The organism is Luteimonas deserti, assembly GCF_013425765.1.
Lineage (GTDB): Bacteria > Pseudomonadota > Gammaproteobacteria > Xanthomonadales > Xanthomonadaceae > Luteimonas > Luteimonas deserti.
In genome coordinates, this window is sequence record NZ_JACCJZ010000017.1 from 139963 (window position 1) to 156248 (window position 16286).

The window sequence follows — 16286 nt, forward strand, 5'->3', positions numbered from 1 at the left end:
TGGATGAAGACGTGGTGGCGCCGCGACGCGCCTGCCTTGGCGACGGGTGAGCGGCCTGCGCGGCGCCGTGCCTGTCCGGCCGGCCTCGCTCTCCGGTGTCCCGCATCCCGGCCCGGTGGCCGCCCGGCGTCCAACCGCCCATCCGCACCTTTCACGGAGCTGCGCGCCCGCATGGAGCGACGTCGCATTGCCGCTGTCCGCCGGTTCCCTTGACCGGCTCCCGATTTCCACCTCTTTCCAATTCCAGTGAGAACTCCATGACGTACGCCCTGCTGCGTTCCCGCTCCACCTCGCGCTCGCTGCTCAGCGTGGCGCTCGCCGGCTGCCTGGCGCTCGCTGCGCCTGCCGCGCTGGCGCAATCCACCGCCGCCACGATCCGCGGCCAGGTGATGGCGGATTCGGCCCCCGCGGCCGGCGCCCGCGTCACTGCGATCAACACGGCCACCGGCCTGAGCCGCAGTGTCACCGTGGGTGCCAACGGCGCCTACAACCTGGCGGGTCTGCCGCCGGGGACCTATCGGATCCAGGTCGAAGCGAACGGGCAGAGCAGTTCGCAGAACGTGGTTCTGGCTGTCGGCCAGACCGCGACGCTGAACCTCGGTGTCGGCGGTATGGCCGAAAGCGCGCCCGCGGGTGAGGCGACGGATCTCGACGCGGTGCGCGTCACCGCCGCGGCGCTGGTGGAGACTCGGACTTCGGAGATTGCGACATACGTGTCGCAACGGCAGATCGAGGCTCTGCCGCAGAGCTCGCGCAATTTTCTGGCATTCGCCGACACCGTGCCGGGCATGGTGTTCGTGAATTCGCCCAACGGGTCCGAGTCGCAGCTCCGCAGCGGCGCCCAGGGCGCCAACAACATCAACGTCTTCATCGATGGCGTCGGCCAGAAGAATTACGTTACCCCAGGCGGCATCACCGGCCAGGACGACAGCCGCGGCAATCCGTTTCCGCAGTCGGCGATCGGCGAGTACAAGGTGATCACGTCGAACTACAAAGCCGAGTACGACCAGATCAGCAGCGCCGCGGTCACCGCTGTGACGCGCTCAGGGACGAACGATTTTTCGGGCAGTTTTTTCTGGGACCGCACTTCTGACGAATGGCGCGCGGCCACCCTGCAGGAGCAGGCGGCAGGCGAAAAATCGCCTGAGGTCACCGAGCAGTACGGCGCCACCATCGGTGGCCCGATCATCCGGGACGTGCTGCATTTCTTCGTTGCGTACGAAGCCAAGGATTTCGTGGTTCCGCAGTTCGTCCGCCCTCCGGCGGTGTTCGACGCATCCGGGCTTCCGGGTGACCTGCGATCCTTCTACGGGCCGACGAGCAGCCCCTTCAGACAGGACATCTATTTCGCCAAATTGAGCTTCCAGCCAGGTGAGTCCCACCTGGTCGAACTGAGCACACGCGTGCGTGACGAGTCGTCCCTGAGTGGGATCGGCGGGATCAACACGCCCGGTTTTGGAACCGATCTGATCAACGACGAGACGCGCGTCGACCTACGCTACCAGTTCAGTTCGACGAACTGGCTCAACGATGCGCACATCACCTTCGAAGACACGTCTTACAACCCGGTGCCGATCACGGCGTCTCCTGGGTTCCGTTACACGATCGTCGATCCCAACAATCCGGCGAACCTCACGCTTGGGGTCCTCAACCTTGGTGGTGGACCCAACTTCCAGGACAAAGGACAGAAGGGTTTGGGGTTCCAGAACGATCTGACCTTCTTCGGTTTCGAAGGTCACACCATCAAGATGGGCGTCAAATACAAGGATGTGGAACTGCGCGCATTCCAGCAGTCGCCGCCGTTCCCGCAGTACTTTTTCGACGTCAACGAGAGCCTTGCCCAGCCGTACCGCATCGAATACACGACGCCGCGTACCGGCCGCCAGCCCTTCGTCCAGTCCGACAATACACAGTTCGGCATCTACATCCAGGACGATTGGGAGGTCAACGATCGCCTGACTCTCAACCTCGGCCTGCGATGGGATTACGAGAAGAGCCCTTCCTACCTGGATTACCGCGTCAACGACGATCTGGCTGCCGCGCTGCGGGGCTGGACCAACATCCAGAACACCGATTACGACATCGAGGATTTCATCAGCTCGGGGAGCAACCGCAAGGCGTTCAAGGGTGCCTGGCAGCCCCGTGTCGGATTCTCCTATGATCTCAATGCCGATCAGCGGCACGTGATCTTCGGTGGAGCGGGTCGCGCCTACGATCGCAATCTGTTCGACATCATGGCGCGTGAGTTCTACGGCGGTGCTTTTACGACGTACCAATTGAATTTCCCGACCGCACTGCACCCGTGCGCCGGGAACAACTGCCTAAGCTTCGATCCCGCGCTGCTCACGCCCGAGGGGCTGGCGGCATATGCCGCCGCCAATCCCGTCTCTGGCGGCGAGATCAATCTGATCAACAACGATCTCAAGACGCCCTACTCGGACCAATTCAGTCTGGGCATGCGCAACGTGGTGACACTCGGCGAGCATGACTGGAACACCTCGGTCACCTTGGCCCACATCCGCAGTCGCGACGGCATCTACTTCCGCCTTGGCAACCGGTACCCGGACGGTAGCTTCCATCAGAACCCCGGCGCCACCTACGGTGGCGCGCCGTTCAATCAGCCGATTCCCGGTTACGGCTCGCTGATCCTTGGGGACAACGGCATCAACTACAACCTCAACTCGCTCCTGGTCTCGGTGGACAAGCCTTTCACCCGGGATTCCGGCTGGGGCATCAACCTTGCCTACACCTATAGCGATGCCGAAGAGAACCGACCGGACGCATCGAATGGCGAAACCTACGTCTTCGATTTCCCACGGGTCGGTACGGAGTACTTCATCTCCACTGGCATCCCACGTCACCGCCTGGTGCTGTCGGGCATCTACGACCTGGGATGGGACGTGACCTTCAGCAGCAAGCTGGTCCTATCCACCCACCGTCCGCGCGAGGCCACCAACTGCAACGCCGTGTCGTCACGCGATTTCTGCTTCTACGATCCCTTCATTCCGGACGGCAGCATCGGCTTCAAGCAGTTCGACATGGCCTTGGAGAAGGTCTTCGACACCGGCACTGACCTGTCGTTCCGGGTGCGTGGTGACCTGCTCAACGCGTTCAACTGGCGCAACTACAACCAGTTCGAGGGCTTTCGTGGCGATCCGGGTGATCCGCAGCGGGAGAATTTCGCCGGCCGCAACGGGAACGAGATCCTCCTGCCGACGCGCACGTTCAAGCTGACCTTCGGTATCAACTGGTAATTCCTGCTGCCGGCCCCCGTACGGGCGCCGGCAGTTTTATACTCGTCCCTGAAAACGATTTCACCGCGAGGTCTCCTTCACGATGCGATCCCGTCTGCGCGTCATCCAGTGTCTGCTTCTGGTCCTGCTGGGCGTGCTGCTGCTCGCCGGATGCGGCCGGCAGCAACCTGTCGAGCCGGAGACGCCGGCGCCCAAGCCCGGCCCGATCGCGCAGGTGCCCGAGCCCGAGCCGCCAGAGGATCCGGGGCCGCCCGAGCTGCCACCGTTGTTCGCTGACATCGAGCGGCGCACCTTCCAGTACTTCTGGGATACGACCAATGAAGTGAACGGGTTGACGCCCGACCGCTTTCCGTCCCGGCCGTTCTCGAGCATCGCGGCGGTCGGCTTCGCGCTGACGGCGTATCCCATCGGCATCGAGCGTGGCTGGGTCAGCCGGACGCAGGCGGTCGACCGTACGTTGACGACGCTGCGCTTCTTCCGCGATGTGCGCATGGGTCCGCAGGCCACGGGCACCGGCGGCCATCAGGGTTTCTTCTACCACTTCGTCGACATGAACACCGGCCACCGGTTCGAGCCGTGGGTGGAGCTGTCGAGCGTCGACACCGGCCTGATGATGATGGGCGTGCTCTTCGCGCAGTCGTACTACGACCGCGAAGACCCGCGCGAGGCCGAGATCCGGACACTCGCCGACCAGCTCTACCGCAACGTGCGTTGGCCGTTCCTGCAGCAGCGCAAGCCGCTGATCTCGATGGGCTGGTATCCGGAAAGCGGCTTCATCGAGCACGACTGGACCGGTTACGACGAAGCGATGCTGGTCTACATCCTGGCGCTGGGTTCTCCGACGCATCCGGTCGAGCCCGATGCGTGGGAGGTGTGGACGCGCACCTACGACCGTTCCTGGGGCGTGTTCCGTGGCCAAGAGTACCTGAGTTTCGCACCGCATTTCGGACACCAGTACACCCACGTGTGGGTGGACTTCCGCGGTATCCGCGACGATTACATGCGTCGCCGCGGCATCGACTACTTCGAGAACAGCCGACGCGCGACCTACGCACAGCGGCAGTATGCGATCGACAACCCCATGGGCTGGAAGGAGTACGGCGAGAACGTCTGGGGCCTCACCGCCAGCGACGGGCCGCAGCGCACCTCGCAGGATTACAACGGCGAGCAGCGCGAGTTCCGGCACTACAGCGCGCGCGGCGCGGGCCTGGACGTGGCGTTCGACGACGGCACGATCGCGCCGACGGCGGCGGTGGCGTCGGTGGCCTTCGCACCGGAGATCGTGATTCCGGCCACCGAGGAGATGCATCGCCGATACGGCGATTTCCTCTACTCGAGCTACGGCTTCCTCGACGCCTTCAACCCGAGCTTCAACTACGAGGACGTCCCGCTCAAGACCGGCCGCCTGATCCCGGGGCGCGGCTGGGTGGCGAGCGACTACATCGCGATCGACCAAGGTCCGATCCTGGCGATGATCGCCAACTACCGGAACGGCTTCGTCTGGGAGGTCATGAAGAAGAATCCGCACATCCGGCGCGGCTTGGAACGCGCGGGCTTCACCGGCGGCTGGCTGGCGGGTGAGGACGAACCCCGGGATTCCGGTCCGCCGGATGTCGACGCCGCGACGGCGCGCGCGATCGGCATCGCCGAATCGCGCGCCGCGAGCCAGGCGCCGGCGCGGGACGCCCCGGAGCGCGCGCGTGCATCGGACCCGGTACCGGTCGAATGATCGACGCCTGCACCGGGCCGCGGGCGGAATGATGCGCGCGGGCATGCTGATCCGTGCCGGCTGCGGGCTGCTCGCGGTGATGCTGCTCGCCGGCTGCGGGCGTCACGGTGAGGACACGGTGATCCGCTTCTGGGCGATGGGCCGGGAAGCGGAGGTGGTGGGGGAGCTCGTGCGCGAATTCGAGGACACGCATCCCGGAATCCGCGTCGAGATCCAGCAGATTCCTTGGACATCGGCGCACGAAAAGCTGCTCACCGCGTTCGCTGCCGATGCGTTGCCCGACATCTGCCAGCTCGGCAATACCTGGGTGCCAGAATTCGCAGTGCTCGGCGCGCTGGAACCGGTGCAGGCCCGCGTGGATGCTTCGCAGGTCATCGACGAAGACGACTATTTCCCGGGCATCTGGAACACCAATGTCGTCGACGGCCGCCTGCTCGGCGTGCCCTGGTACGTGGATACGCGTCTTCTGTTCTACCGCCGCGACATCCTCACGGCAGCCGGCATCGCCGCGCCGCCTCGAACCTGGGCGGAGTGGGAGACTGCGATGGCCGCGATCAAGCAGCACGTCGGGCCGTCGCGCTACGCGGTGATGCTGCCGCTCAACGAATTCGAGCAGTTGCTGTCCTTCGGCTTGCAGCAGCCGGATCCGTTGCTGCGCGACGACGACGGGCGCGGGAATTTCTCCAGCCCCGGTTTCCGGCGCGCGCTCGGCTTCTACGCCAACATGTTCGAACAGGGCTGGGCGCCGCGGATGTCCGAGACCCAGATCTCCAATGTCTGGGACGAGTTCGGCCGCGGCTTCTTCTCGTTCTACGTCTCCGGTCCCTGGAACATCCGCGAATTCCGCAACCGAATGCCCGCCGCGCTGCAGGACCAGTGGGGGACGGCGCCGTTGCCGGGTCCTGACGGTCCCGGCGCCGGCATCGCGGGCGGGACGTCGCTGGTGATGTTCCGCGATTCGCCCAACAAGGACGCGAGCTGGAAGCTGATGGAGTTCCTGTCGCGGCCCGACATCCAGCAGCGTTTCCACGCAATGATCGGCAACCTGCCGCCGCGCCGCAGCACCTGGGACTTTCCGCAACTGCGCGAGGACCCGTATGCGCAGGCGTTCCGCGACCAGCTCGAACGCGTGCAGCCCACGCCGCAGGTGCTCGAGTGGGAACGCATCGTGCAGGAGATGCGCCTGGCCAGCGAACGCGTGGTCCGTGGCGGCATGTCGCAGGACCAGGCGCTGCGCGAACTCGACGCGCGCGTCGACACGCTGCTGGAGAAGCGGCGCTGGGTACGCGAGCAGGAACAGGAGGCGGCGTCCGGGGGCGCGCGTGCGAGTGCCCCTGCCGTCCTTCCGCTGTCGCGGCCTGACGGTTCGGTCGACAACGCCGCGTCGCACGCGGGCACCCGCCCGCAGGGAAGGGCGACCCATGCGCACTAGTACCGCCGGCTGGATCTTCGCCGGCCCCGCACTGATCGTGCTGGGCGTGTTCTTCGCGATTCCGGTCGCGTCGGCGCTGTTGCTCAGCCTGACCGATTTCGACCTCTACGCGCTGGCCGACATGTCGAACCTGCGTTTCGTCGCGCTCGGCAATTACGTCGATCTGCTGCGCACGCCGCTGTTCTGGAAATCCCTCGGCAACACCGCGTACTTCGTCGTCATCGGCGTGCCGCTGTCGATCGCGGTGTCGCTGGGCGCGGCGCTGCTGCTCAACGCCAAGGTCGCGCGCTTCAAGGGCCTGTTCCGCACCGCGCTGTTCGCCCCGGTGGTGACCACGCTGGTCGCGGTCGCGGTGATCTGGCGCTATCTCTTCCACACCAGCTACGGCCTCGTGAACTGGGCGCTGGGTCACGTCGGCATCGCGCCGGTGGACTGGCTGGGCGATCCGGCCTGGGCGATGCCGACGATCATCCTGTTCGCGGTGTGGAAGAACTTCGGCTACAACATGGTGATCTTCATCGCCGGTCTCGCCGCGATTCCCGAAGACCTCTACGAGGCCGCGCGCATCGACGGCGCCTCGCGCTGGCAGCAGTTCCTCCACGTCACGCTGCCGATGCTCGGGCCGGTGCTGCTGGTGGTCGCGGTGATCACGGTCTCGGGCTACTTCCAGCTGTTCGCCGAGCCCTACGTGATGACCCGCGGCGATCCGCTGCAGAGCACGGTCAGCGTGCTGTACTTCATGTACGAGGAAGGCTTCATGTGGTGGAACCTCGGCCGCGCGTCGGCGGTGGCGTTCCTGCTGTTCCTGATCATCCTCGGCGTGACCACGCTGTTGCTGCGCGCGGGCCGGCGCCGGGAGATGGTATGAGCCGGACGGCGTCCTCAGTGCACGAGGTGGGTGCGTCGCGCGGGTCGGCGTGGGCGGTCAATGGCGCGCTGGGGCTGCTGGCGATCGTCGCGCTCGCACCGCTGGCGTGGATGCTGTCGGTGTCCTTCATGCCGACCGGCGAAGCCAGCGGCTTTCCGCCGCCGTTGCTGCCGTCCGCGCTGACCTTCGACAACTACCGGCAGCTGTTCGCACGCGCCGGCATGGGCCGGTACTTCGTCAACAGTCTGGTGGTTTCGGGGGCGATCACCCTGGGCGCGCTGCTGGTCAACACCATGGCCGGCTATGCCTTCGCCAAGCTGCGCTTCCGCGGCCGCGAACGCCTGTTCCAGATCCTGCTCGGCGCACTGGTGATTCCGGCCCAGGTCGCGATGCTGCCACTGTTCCTGATGATGAAGGGCATGGGCCTGGTCAACAGCTTCGGCGCGGTGATCATCCCGGCGCTGGCGACGGTATTCGGCATCTTCCTGGTGCGCCAGTACGCGCGCTCGATTCCCGACGAGCTGCTGGAAGCCGCGCGCATCGACGGCGCCGGCGAGCTGCGGATCTTCTTCCAGATCGTGCTGCCGATGCTCAAGCCCGTGCTGGTGACGCTGACCATCTTCACCTTCATGGCCGCGTGGAACGATTTCATGTGGCCGCTGATCGTGCTGACCGACCAGAGCAACTACACGCTGCCGGTGGCGATCGCCGCGTTGTCGCGCGAGCACATCCAGGACGTGGAGATGATGATGGCCAGTGCCGTGGTCACGGTGATTCCGGTGCTGCTGCTGTTCATCGCCTTGCAGCGCTATTACATCCAGGGACTGCTGCTCGGCAGCGTCAAGGGGTGAGGGCGCCCGCTCATGGATCGGCACGTGGCGCTCGCGATGCCGGACAGGGCGTGCGGAGCGTCCCGCCGCCGAAGATGCCGCGCCATGGAGGGCAATGCAGCGACGTCTTGCAGGAGCGCGACCGTTTCTGCTGCCAGGGCACATCGCGTGCAAGCGCGCGCCCACGAGCTTTCGACACGCCGTTCTGAACCACGGAGGCAACGCACCGCATGAAGATCCTCGACACCCGCGCCATGCGCGCGCCTGCCGACCCCGACATGATGCGGGCTGCCGATGCCGCCGCGTCGTCCGATCATCTGCGCCTGTCGCGCATCGCACGCGTCTTCGGCATCGCCGCACTCGCCGCTGCCCTGACCGCCTGCAACATCTCGCCCACGCCGTCGGGTGGCGGCGCGTCGGCGGGCGAGGGCGTCCGCGTTCTCGATGGCTTCGACGATCCGTCGCTCTGGCAGGTGGTGACCTCGAACCAGGTCAGCGGCGCGCTGCGCACCGTCGACGGTGTCGACGGCGCCGCGCTGTGCCTCGACTACGATTTCAACGGTGTCTCGGGCCATGTCGGCATCCAGCGCGAGTTGCCGCTCACGTATCCGGAGAACTTCAGGTTCGGCTTCCAGTTGCGCGGCGAATCGCCGGCCAACGATCTCCAGTTCAAGCTGGTCGATGCCAGCGGTGACAACGTCTGGTGGGTGAACCGGCCGAAATACGACTACCCCGAAGACTGGACCCCGGTGCGCTACCGCACCCGGCACATCGACAAGGCCTGGGGCCCGGATCCCGACAAGACCCTGCGGTCCAGCCAGAAGATCGAGTTCACGATCTACAACAACGCCGGCGGCGCGGGCTCGGTGTGTTTCGATACGCTGACGTTCGAGCCACTGCCGGCCGACGACACCTCGCCGCTGACGCTCGCGGCGTCGTCGCAGAGCACGCCGGAGGGCGTGGCCCACGCGACCGATGGCAACCCGGAGACCGCATGGACCACCGGTGCCGGCCCACAGACGCTGGTGCTCGACCTCGGCTCGGTGCGCGAGTTCGGTGGCGTGCGCCTGCAGTGGGGCCAGCGGCGCGAGGCGTCGGCCTATGCGGTCTCGTTGTCCGATGACGGGCAGACCTGGGACGAGGTGCGCACGGTCGTCGACGGCAACGGCGGTATCGACTGGCTGTCGCTGCCGGAATCGGAAGCGCGCTACATCGGGCTCGCGCTGCAGGCGGGGCCCGGCGAGGGCTTCGCGCTGGCGGAGGTGGCCGCGCATCCGGTCGCCGTCTCCGAGCATCCCAACGATTTCATCAAGGCGGTCGCTGCCGACCATCCGCGCGGCCGGTTCCCGCGTGGCTTCAGCGGCGAGCAGCCCTACTGGACGATCCTCGGTCTCGACGGCGGCACCCAGCAGGGCCTGATCGGCGAGGACGGCGCGATCGAGGTCGCCGCCGGCGGGTTCTCGATCGAACCCTTCGTGCGCGTCGACGACGCGCTGGTGACCTGGGCCGATGTCGAAGCCACGCAATCGCTGCAGGACGATTACCTGCCGATTCCCAGTGTCGAGTGGCGCCATGACGCGCTGGCGCTGCGCGTGACCGGTTTCGCCCGCGGCACGCCCGAGACGTCGCAGCTGGTCGCGCGGTATCGCCTGGAGAACACCGGTGCACAGGCGCGCGACTACACGCTCGCACTCGCGGTGCGACCGCTGCAGGTCAATCCACCGAGCCAGTTCCTCAACATCATCGGCGGGGTGAGCCCGCTGCGCGCGGTGTCGGTGACCCCGGACCGGGTCAGCGTGGACGGCGCGCCGCGCGTGTTCGCACGCGAGCCGGCACAGGCCGCGTTCGCGACCACGTTCGACGCCGGCATGGAGATCGAGCACATCGCGGCCGGCCGTGTGCCGGCGACCACCGAGGTCGACGACCCGCAGGCCTTCGCGTCGGGTGCGCTGCTCTACAGCGTGCGTCTGGAGCCGGGCCAGTCGCGCGAGTTCGGCCTGCTGGTGCCGATGACCGGCGCCGCGCCGGTGACGAGCGGGTGGAATCCGCAGGCCTGGCAGGACGCGGTGGCCAGCGAATGGCGCGCGAAGCTGGGCGAGGTCGGCATCGACGTGCCCGAGGCCGGCAAGGCGCTCGCCGACACGCTGCGCACCTCCCTTGCGCACATGCTGATCTCGCGTATCGGGCCGCGCCTGCAGCCGGGCACGCGGTCGTATGCGCGCAGCTGGATCCGTGACGGCGCGATGATCTCCGAAGGCCTGCTGCGCATGGGCCGGCCGGAAGTCGTGAAGGAATACGTAGAGTGGTACGCGCCCTACCAGTTCGACAACGGCATGGTGCCGTGCTGCGTCGACGATCGCGGCAGCGACCCGGTGCCCGAGAACGACAGCCACGGCGAGCTGATCTTCAACATCGCCGAGTACTGGCGCTATACCAAGGACGACGCGTTTCTCGCCGCGATGTGGCCGCACGTGCTCGGTGCTTTCGAGTACATGGAAGTACTGCGCGCCAGCGAGCGCACCGAGGCCAACCGGGCGGTCAACGAAGCCTTCTACGGCATGATGCCCGCGTCGATCAGCCACGAGGGCTATTCGGCCAAGCCGATGCATTCGTACTGGGACAACTTCTGGGCGCTGCGTGGCTACAAGGACGCGGTCGAGGTCGCCGAGGCGCTGGGCAAGACCGAGGACATCGCGCGCATGATCGCCGCGCGCGACGAGTTCCGCGTGGACCTCGATGCGTCGCTGCGTGCGGCAGCGCGGATCCACGGCATCGATTTCCTGCCCGGCGCCGCCGAACTCGGGGATTTCGATGCCACATCGACGACCATCGCGCTCGCTCCGGGCGGCGAACAGGGCCGTCTGCCCGAGCCGCTGCTGACCAATACCTTCGAGCGCTACTGGCAGAAGTTCGTCGATCGCCGCGACGGCCGCGAGCCGTGGAAGGACTACACGCCCTACGAGTGGCGCAACGTGGCGGCGTTCGTGCGTCTGGGCTGGCGCGAGCGCGCCAACGAGGTGCGCGAGTGGTTTTTCGAGCATCGCGCGCCGCTGGCCTGGAACCAGTGGGGCGAAGTGGTGACACCGACCCCGCGCACGCCGTTCTTCCTCGGCGATCTGCCGCATGCCTGGGTGGGCTCGGATTTCGTCCGCTCGGCGCTGGACATGTTCGCCTACGTGCGCGAGGTCGACGACAGCCTCGTGCTGGCGGCCGGTGTGCCGGCCGAGTGGCTGGACGGCGAGGGTGTTGCGTTGCGTGGCATGCGCACGCCGCAGGGCCGCGTGGGCTATCGCCTGCGCCGCGAGGGGAGTGCGCTGCTGCTCGACGTCAATGCCGGCAGTGGCCTGCCGCCGGGTGGTCTCGTGCTGCAGTGGCCCTATGCCAGCGTGCCGGGTACGACGACGATCGACGGGCGCGCGGTGGCGTGGAGAGGCAACGAACTCCGCATCGAGCGTGCGGGCGCGCGGGTGCGGATCGAGGTGCCCTGACATCGGCGACCGCACGAGCCGGTTTGCGACGATCTCGGCCGCCGCCTAAGCTCGGTGCCATGGTCGAGATGGCCCGCAACGAGGACCGGATCTGCCAGCACGATCACCTGGTGCTGGTTCGCCCGTCGCCCTGGCCGCCGGGCGCCCGGCCGTCGCTCCGCCCGCCATCCGCTGCCGGCGCGGCGAGGCCCGGCGGCATGCAGACGGACACAGGGCGAGTGGATCCCTCGCGGCGGCGTCGTGGTGTCGCGATGACGCCGACGTGCATCCGCCACCATCGGTACTGTGGCTGGCGGACGGCGAGACGTGCAGCGCACCACGCGCGGCACACCGCCATTCGCAGGGCGCCGGAAGGGGGCGCGCCTGCCCGCGGCACGGCGGTGACGCGGGCAGCGCTCGCGCACAGCGATCCTCCATCCCTGCCGCCCGTGACGACGACGCGGTTGTCCCGCCGCCGGGCACCGACCGATCCGGCGTTGCGAGCTCGCGGCGGCGCGCTTGCGCCGGGCATCGCGTCCATCCAGCAGGGCGGACGATGCCCGCTCTGGCCCACCGCAGCATCGACCGCGTGCCGCAGGATGCTCCGATGCGCATGACCCGGCAGGCGCCGCTATGGCCGGTTCCGGCGGCCATCGCACTCGTGCTCGCCGGGGCCGCGCATCTGGCGCTCGCACTCGCGATTCACGCCGGTGACGTGCCGGCCTGCGTGCCGTATCTCGACGGCTGCACCTCGATCAGCCGCGCGGCGCGGCATGGGCTCGCGAATCACCTGTTCCGGCTGCTCGTGCTGCCGTGCGCCGTGTTGCTGGGCGTGCACTGGTGGCTCTCGGCGCGCTGGCTGCGTGCCCGTGACGCGAGTCCGGGTGCGCTGGGCGCACTGGGCACGGTCTCGGCGATCGCACTCGGTGTCTACGCTGCGTTTCTGGGCACCGACGGGGAGATCTACCGGTATCTGCGCCGCTATGGAGTGATCGTGTTCTTCGGCGCGAGCTATGTCGCGCAACTGGTCTTCCTCGCGGCGGCGGTGCGAGTGCACGCGCTGGATCGGCGCTTCCGGAGCCGCATGCAGCTGCTCTGCCTGGCCATGCTGGCCATCGGCGTCGTCCACGTGGCGGCGATGGGGCTGTTCGGTGGGACCGCTTTCCAGGACAGGCTGGAGAACGCGCTGGAATGGCAGATCGGTCTGCTGCTCGTGCTGTGGTTCGTCCAGCACGCCCAGGTGTGGCGGCGCGACGGTTACGCGCTGGCCACGGAGATCGCCCGCCCCGACAGACGGTCCTGACGATCGATCACGCGTTGCGGACGCCGGCGACGATCTTCGCAGCACCCGCGGCGCTGGCGCGCACACGCGCCCAGTCGCCTGCCTCGATCCACGCCTTGTCCAGCATCCACGAGCCGCCGATGCACAATACGTTCGGCTGCGACAGGAAATCGGCCGCGTTCGCCTCGGAGATGCCGCCGGTGGGGCAGAAGCGCAGGTCCTGCAGCGGACCGGCGAGCCCCTTGAGCATCGCCAGGCCGCCGACGGCGCTGGCCGGGAACAGCTTGCAGTTGCGGAAGCCGTGATCACGCAGCGCGAGGAATTCGGTCGGCGTGGCACCGCCGGGCACGACCGGCACATCGGCCTCGGCCAACGCCGCGGCGAGCGTCGGTGTGGTGCCCGGGGTGACGAGAAAATCCGCACCCGCATCGATCGAGGCGCGGATGTGGCCGGCGTCGAGCACGGTGCCGGCGCCGATGACGATGCCGGCACGCTCGCGCTTGAGCATCGCCAGGGCATCGATGGCGACCGGCGTGCGCAGGGTCAGTTCCAGCGTGTTCAAGCCGCCCTCGAGCAGCGCATCGGCGATCGCGCGCGCCTCGTCGAGCGTGCGCACGGTGATCACCGGCAACACGCCGGCGGCACGGAGCAGATCGGCGGCGCGCGCCTGGCGGTCCTGCATGGTGGAAACGGGTGACATCGATCAGTTGTCCTTGGATTCGTGCGGTGAGGCGAGCGCTGCTTCGTCGGCGCCGAGGTCGTACTCGGCATCGTAGTCCCAGTCCGCCCCTTCGGTCGTCGCGGGCCCGCAGGAGATCGACAGTGCGCCCTGGTCGGCCGGCGAGACGTTGGCGCGGTTGTAGCCGAACAGGTTGCGGCCGTAGTCGGTGGGCGCGGGCGCGGTGTCGGCGGCCGCTTCGCGGCGCTGCCATTCGTCCGCGTCGACCAACGCTTCCAGCGTCCCGGCCTCGCCGTCGAGGCGGATGATGTCGCCTTCGCGCAGGTACGCCAGCGGCCCGCCGCGCGCGGCTTCCGGGGTCATGTGGATCGCGGCGGGAATCTTGCCCGAGGCGCCGGACAGCCGGCCGTCGGTGACCAGCGCGACGCGGCGGCCCTGGTTCTGCAGCATGCCGAGCAGCGGCGCCAGCGAGTGCAGCTCCGGCATGCCGTTGGCCCGCGGACCCTGGTAGCGCACGACCGCGACGAAATCCTGCGGCAGCGCACGCGCCGCGTGCAGCCGGTTGAGCGCCTGCGGCGTGTCGACGACGACGGCCGGCGCCTCGATGGTGCGGAACTCGGGCTTGACCGCCGACAGCTTGATCAACGACCGGCCCAGGTTGCCGCGCAGCAGGCGCAGGCCGCCCTGGGCTTCGAATGGAGCGGAGACCGGCCGCAGCACGGCATCGTCGGCACTGGCCCGCGGGCCGGGCTCGTAGCGGATGCGGTCGCCTTCGAGCTTCGGCTCCTCGGCGTAGCGGGCCATGCCGCCTTCGACGACGGTCGGGATGTCGCCGTGCATCAGACCGGCTTCGAGCAGTTCGCGGAACACGTAGGCGTTGCCGCCCGCCGCGTGGTACCGGTTCACGTCGGCCTCGCCGTTGGGATAGACGCGTGCCAGCAGCGGGACGATCTGCGACAGCTGGTCCATGTCGTCCCAGGTGAGGATGATGCCGGCCGAGCGGGCAACGGCCACCCAGTGGATGGTGTGATTGGTGGAGCCGCCGGTCGCCATCAGCATGGCCACCGCGTTGACGATGGCGCGCTCGTCGATCAGCTCGCCGAGCGGGCGGTAGTCGTTGCCCAGCGCGCTGATCTGCACCGCACGTGCCACCGCCTCGCGGGTGAAGGCTTCGCGCAGCGGCGTGCCCGGGTTGATGAACGCCGCGCTTGGCAACTGCACGCCCATGGCCTCAAGCATGGTCTGGTTGGAATTGGCCGTGCCGTAGAAAGTGCAGGTGCCGGCGGAGTGATACGACTGCGCCTCCACCTCCAGCAGTTCCTCGCGGCTCGCCTCGCCGGCGGCGTAGCGCTCGCGCACCTCGGCCTTGGTCTTGTTCGGAATGCCCGGGGTCATCGGGCCGCCGGGGATGAAGATCGCCGGCAGGTGGCCGTAGGCCAGCGCACCGATCAGCAGGCCCGGAACGATCTTGTCGCAGATGCCGAGGTACACGCTGCTGTCGAACATGTCGTGCGACAGCGCGATGGCCGTGGACTGTGCGATCACGTCGCGCGAGAACAGCGACAGTTCCATGCCGGCGCGGCCCTGGGTGACGCCGTCGCACATCGCGGGCACACCGCCGGCGACCTGGGCGGTGTGACCCAGTGCGCGGGCGGTCTCGCGGATGAATTCCGGATAGGACTCGTAGGGCTGGTGCGCCGAAAGCATGTCGTTGTACGCGGTCACGATGCCGATGTTGGCGGTCGGTTCACCGCGCAACCGCGCCTTGTCTGTGGGGCCGCAGGCCGCGAAGCCGTGGGCCAGGTTGGCGCAGCTCAGGCGTCCGCGCAGCGGCCCCTCGTCGCGCATGCGGGCGATGCCGTCCAGATACGCGCGGCGCGACGCGGCGCTGCGCTTGCGGATGCGATCGGTGACGGACTGGAAGACCGGGTGCAGGCTCATGGGCGGCAATGACGAAGCGGACGGGGGAGGGTGGAGCGGAGCACGTGGCGGCGGAACGCCCTGCGAAAACCGCAGCGCGTCATTCGCGTCTCACGGACACCAGTGCACGTGCAGCTCGGCGCCGGGTACGGTCAGCGCGAGCCGCGCGGGAAACTCGTGCACGTCGTCGCTCTCGGCGAGCCGGTCGAGCAGGGCGCGCTTGCGCTCGCCGCGGACCAGCAGGATGCGCGAATGCGCCGGCGCGAGCCCGGCAGGCGTGAGACTGATGCGCCGGTGCCACTGGCCCGCCCCCGGGCATCCGCTCGCATCCACGCCCACGTACGGCAGGGGCGACGCGAGGGCGCGATCGAGATCCTGCATGCCCGGGAACAGGGAGGCCGTGTGGCCGTCGTCACCCATCCCCAGGACCACCACGCCGGCAGGTTGGCGTGCATGCAGGTTGGCGGTGGCCAGGGCCTCGTCGAACGGCCGTCCGGCGCGCGTGATGGCTTCCAGACGGGCCTTCTGCGCCTTGTTCTGCAGCAGCGTCTCGCGAACGAGCCGTGCGTTGCTGTCCGGATCCTCCGGGAGCAGCCAGCGTTCGTCGACGAGCGCGACGTCGACGTTGTTCCAGTCGAGCGGCGCCTTGGACAGCGCGGCGTAGACCGGACCGGGGGTCTTGCCGCCGGACAGCAGGAGACGCGCGCGTGGCCGTTGTTGAAGATCACGCGCGATGGCCGAGGAGATCGCGATCGCGGCGCCCCAGGTCCATTGGGTGGCAGATTCGTAGGCGTGCAGGTGCATACCCGCATCCTCGCCGATTCG

10 protein-coding genes are annotated in these 16286 nt (G+C 67.9%); 7 read left to right on the top strand and 3 right to left on the bottom strand.

Annotation, left to right across the window (positions count from 1 at the left end):
* Positions 1-257: 257 nt before the first annotated feature.
* From H0E82_RS09880 to H0E82_RS09910, 7 genes are all read left to right on the top strand, one after another.
* Complete coding sequence (locus H0E82_RS09880) at positions 258-3254, top strand: TonB-dependent receptor (protein WP_180545293.1); 2997 nt, start codon at positions 258-260, stop codon at positions 3252-3254.
* Positions 3255-3336: 82 nt separating this feature from the next.
* Positions 3337-4983 carry a glucoamylase family protein gene (locus H0E82_RS09885; protein ID WP_180545294.1) on the top strand — a complete coding sequence of 549 codons (1647 nt, stop codon included), beginning with the start codon at positions 3337-3339 and terminating at the stop codon, positions 4981-4983.
* Positions 4984-5026: 43 nt separating this feature from the next.
* On the top strand, positions 5027-6415 hold the full coding sequence (locus H0E82_RS09890; protein ID WP_180545295.1) for a sugar ABC transporter substrate-binding protein: 1389 nt from the start codon (positions 5027-5029) through the stop codon (positions 6413-6415).
* Entirely contained in the window at positions 6405-7283 is an 879-nt protein-coding gene (locus H0E82_RS09895) for a carbohydrate ABC transporter permease (RefSeq protein ID WP_180545296.1), read from the top strand. Before H0E82_RS09890 ends, H0E82_RS09895 begins: the two co-directional genes overlap by 11 nt.
* On the top strand, positions 7280-8134 hold the full coding sequence (locus H0E82_RS09900) for a carbohydrate ABC transporter permease (RefSeq protein WP_180545297.1): 855 nt from the start codon (positions 7280-7282) through the stop codon (positions 8132-8134). The genes H0E82_RS09895 and H0E82_RS09900 overlap by 4 nt, the downstream gene beginning before the upstream one ends.
* A 260-nt stretch (positions 8135-8394) precedes the next feature.
* Entirely contained in the window at positions 8395-11601 is a 3207-nt protein-coding gene (locus H0E82_RS09905) for a discoidin domain-containing protein (RefSeq protein WP_180545565.1), read from the top strand.
* Between the two features lie 535 nt (positions 11602-12136).
* Positions 12137-12883, top strand: a complete 747-nt coding sequence (locus tag H0E82_RS09910; protein ID WP_180545298.1) for a hypothetical protein — start codon at positions 12137-12139, stop codon at positions 12881-12883.
* Positions 12884-12890: 7 nt separating this feature from the next.
* Here H0E82_RS09910 and eda read toward each other — a convergent pair whose 3' ends face one another.
* The 3 genes from eda to pgl all read right to left on the bottom strand — a co-directional run bounded on the left by eda (position 12891) and on the right by pgl (position 16265).
* Positions 12891-13562, bottom strand: coding sequence for a bifunctional 4-hydroxy-2-oxoglutarate aldolase/2-dehydro-3-deoxy-phosphogluconate aldolase (gene eda / locus H0E82_RS09915; protein WP_425600337.1), 672 nt, complete (start codon positions 13560-13562; stop codon positions 12891-12893).
* 3 nt (positions 13563-13565) lie between these two features.
* Positions 13566-15482: a phosphogluconate dehydratase gene (gene edd / locus H0E82_RS09920; protein ID WP_180545299.1), complete on the bottom strand. Its 1917-nt coding sequence runs from the start codon at positions 15480-15482 to the stop codon at positions 13566-13568.
* Positions 15483-15572: 90 nt separating this feature from the next.
* The gene (gene pgl / locus H0E82_RS09925) at positions 15573-16265 is read right to left on the bottom strand and encodes a 6-phosphogluconolactonase (protein WP_180545300.1); all 693 of its coding nucleotides are present in this window, start codon (positions 16263-16265) and stop codon (positions 15573-15575) included.
* Between the last annotated feature and the right edge of the window lie 21 nt (positions 16266-16286).

What these genes read in the sequence shown, in the direction of transcription:
- H0E82_RS09885 (WP_180545294.1), top strand. Translation starts at nt 3,337, where the DNA reads ATGCGATCCCGTCTGCGCGTCATCCAGTGTCTGCTTCTGGTCCTGCTG.
- H0E82_RS09900 (WP_180545297.1), top strand. Translation starts at nt 7,280, where the DNA reads ATGAGCCGGACGGCGTCCTCAGTGCACGAGGTGGGTGCGTCGCGCGGG.
- edd (WP_180545299.1), bottom strand. Translation starts at nt 15,482, where the DNA reads ATGAGCCTGCACCCGGTCTTCCAGTCCGTCACCGATCGCATCCGCAAG.
- H0E82_RS09895 (WP_180545296.1), top strand. Translation starts at nt 6,405, where the DNA reads ATGCGCACTAGTACCGCCGGCTGGATCTTCGCCGGCCCCGCACTGATC.
- eda (WP_425600337.1), bottom strand. Translation starts at nt 13,562, where the DNA reads ATGTCACCCGTTTCCACCATGCAGGACCGCCAGGCGCGCGCCGCCGAT.
- H0E82_RS09880 (WP_180545293.1), top strand. Translation starts at nt 258, where the DNA reads ATGACGTACGCCCTGCTGCGTTCCCGCTCCACCTCGCGCTCGCTGCTC.
- pgl (WP_180545300.1), bottom strand. Translation starts at nt 16,265, where the DNA reads ATGCACCTGCACGCCTACGAATCTGCCACCCAATGGACCTGGGGCGCC.
- H0E82_RS09905 (WP_180545565.1), top strand. Translation starts at nt 8,395, where the DNA reads ATGCGGGCTGCCGATGCCGCCGCGTCGTCCGATCATCTGCGCCTGTCG.
- H0E82_RS09890 (WP_180545295.1), top strand. Translation starts at nt 5,027, where the DNA reads ATGCTGATCCGTGCCGGCTGCGGGCTGCTCGCGGTGATGCTGCTCGCC.
- H0E82_RS09910 (WP_180545298.1), top strand. Translation starts at nt 12,137, where the DNA reads ATGCCCGCTCTGGCCCACCGCAGCATCGACCGCGTGCCGCAGGATGCT.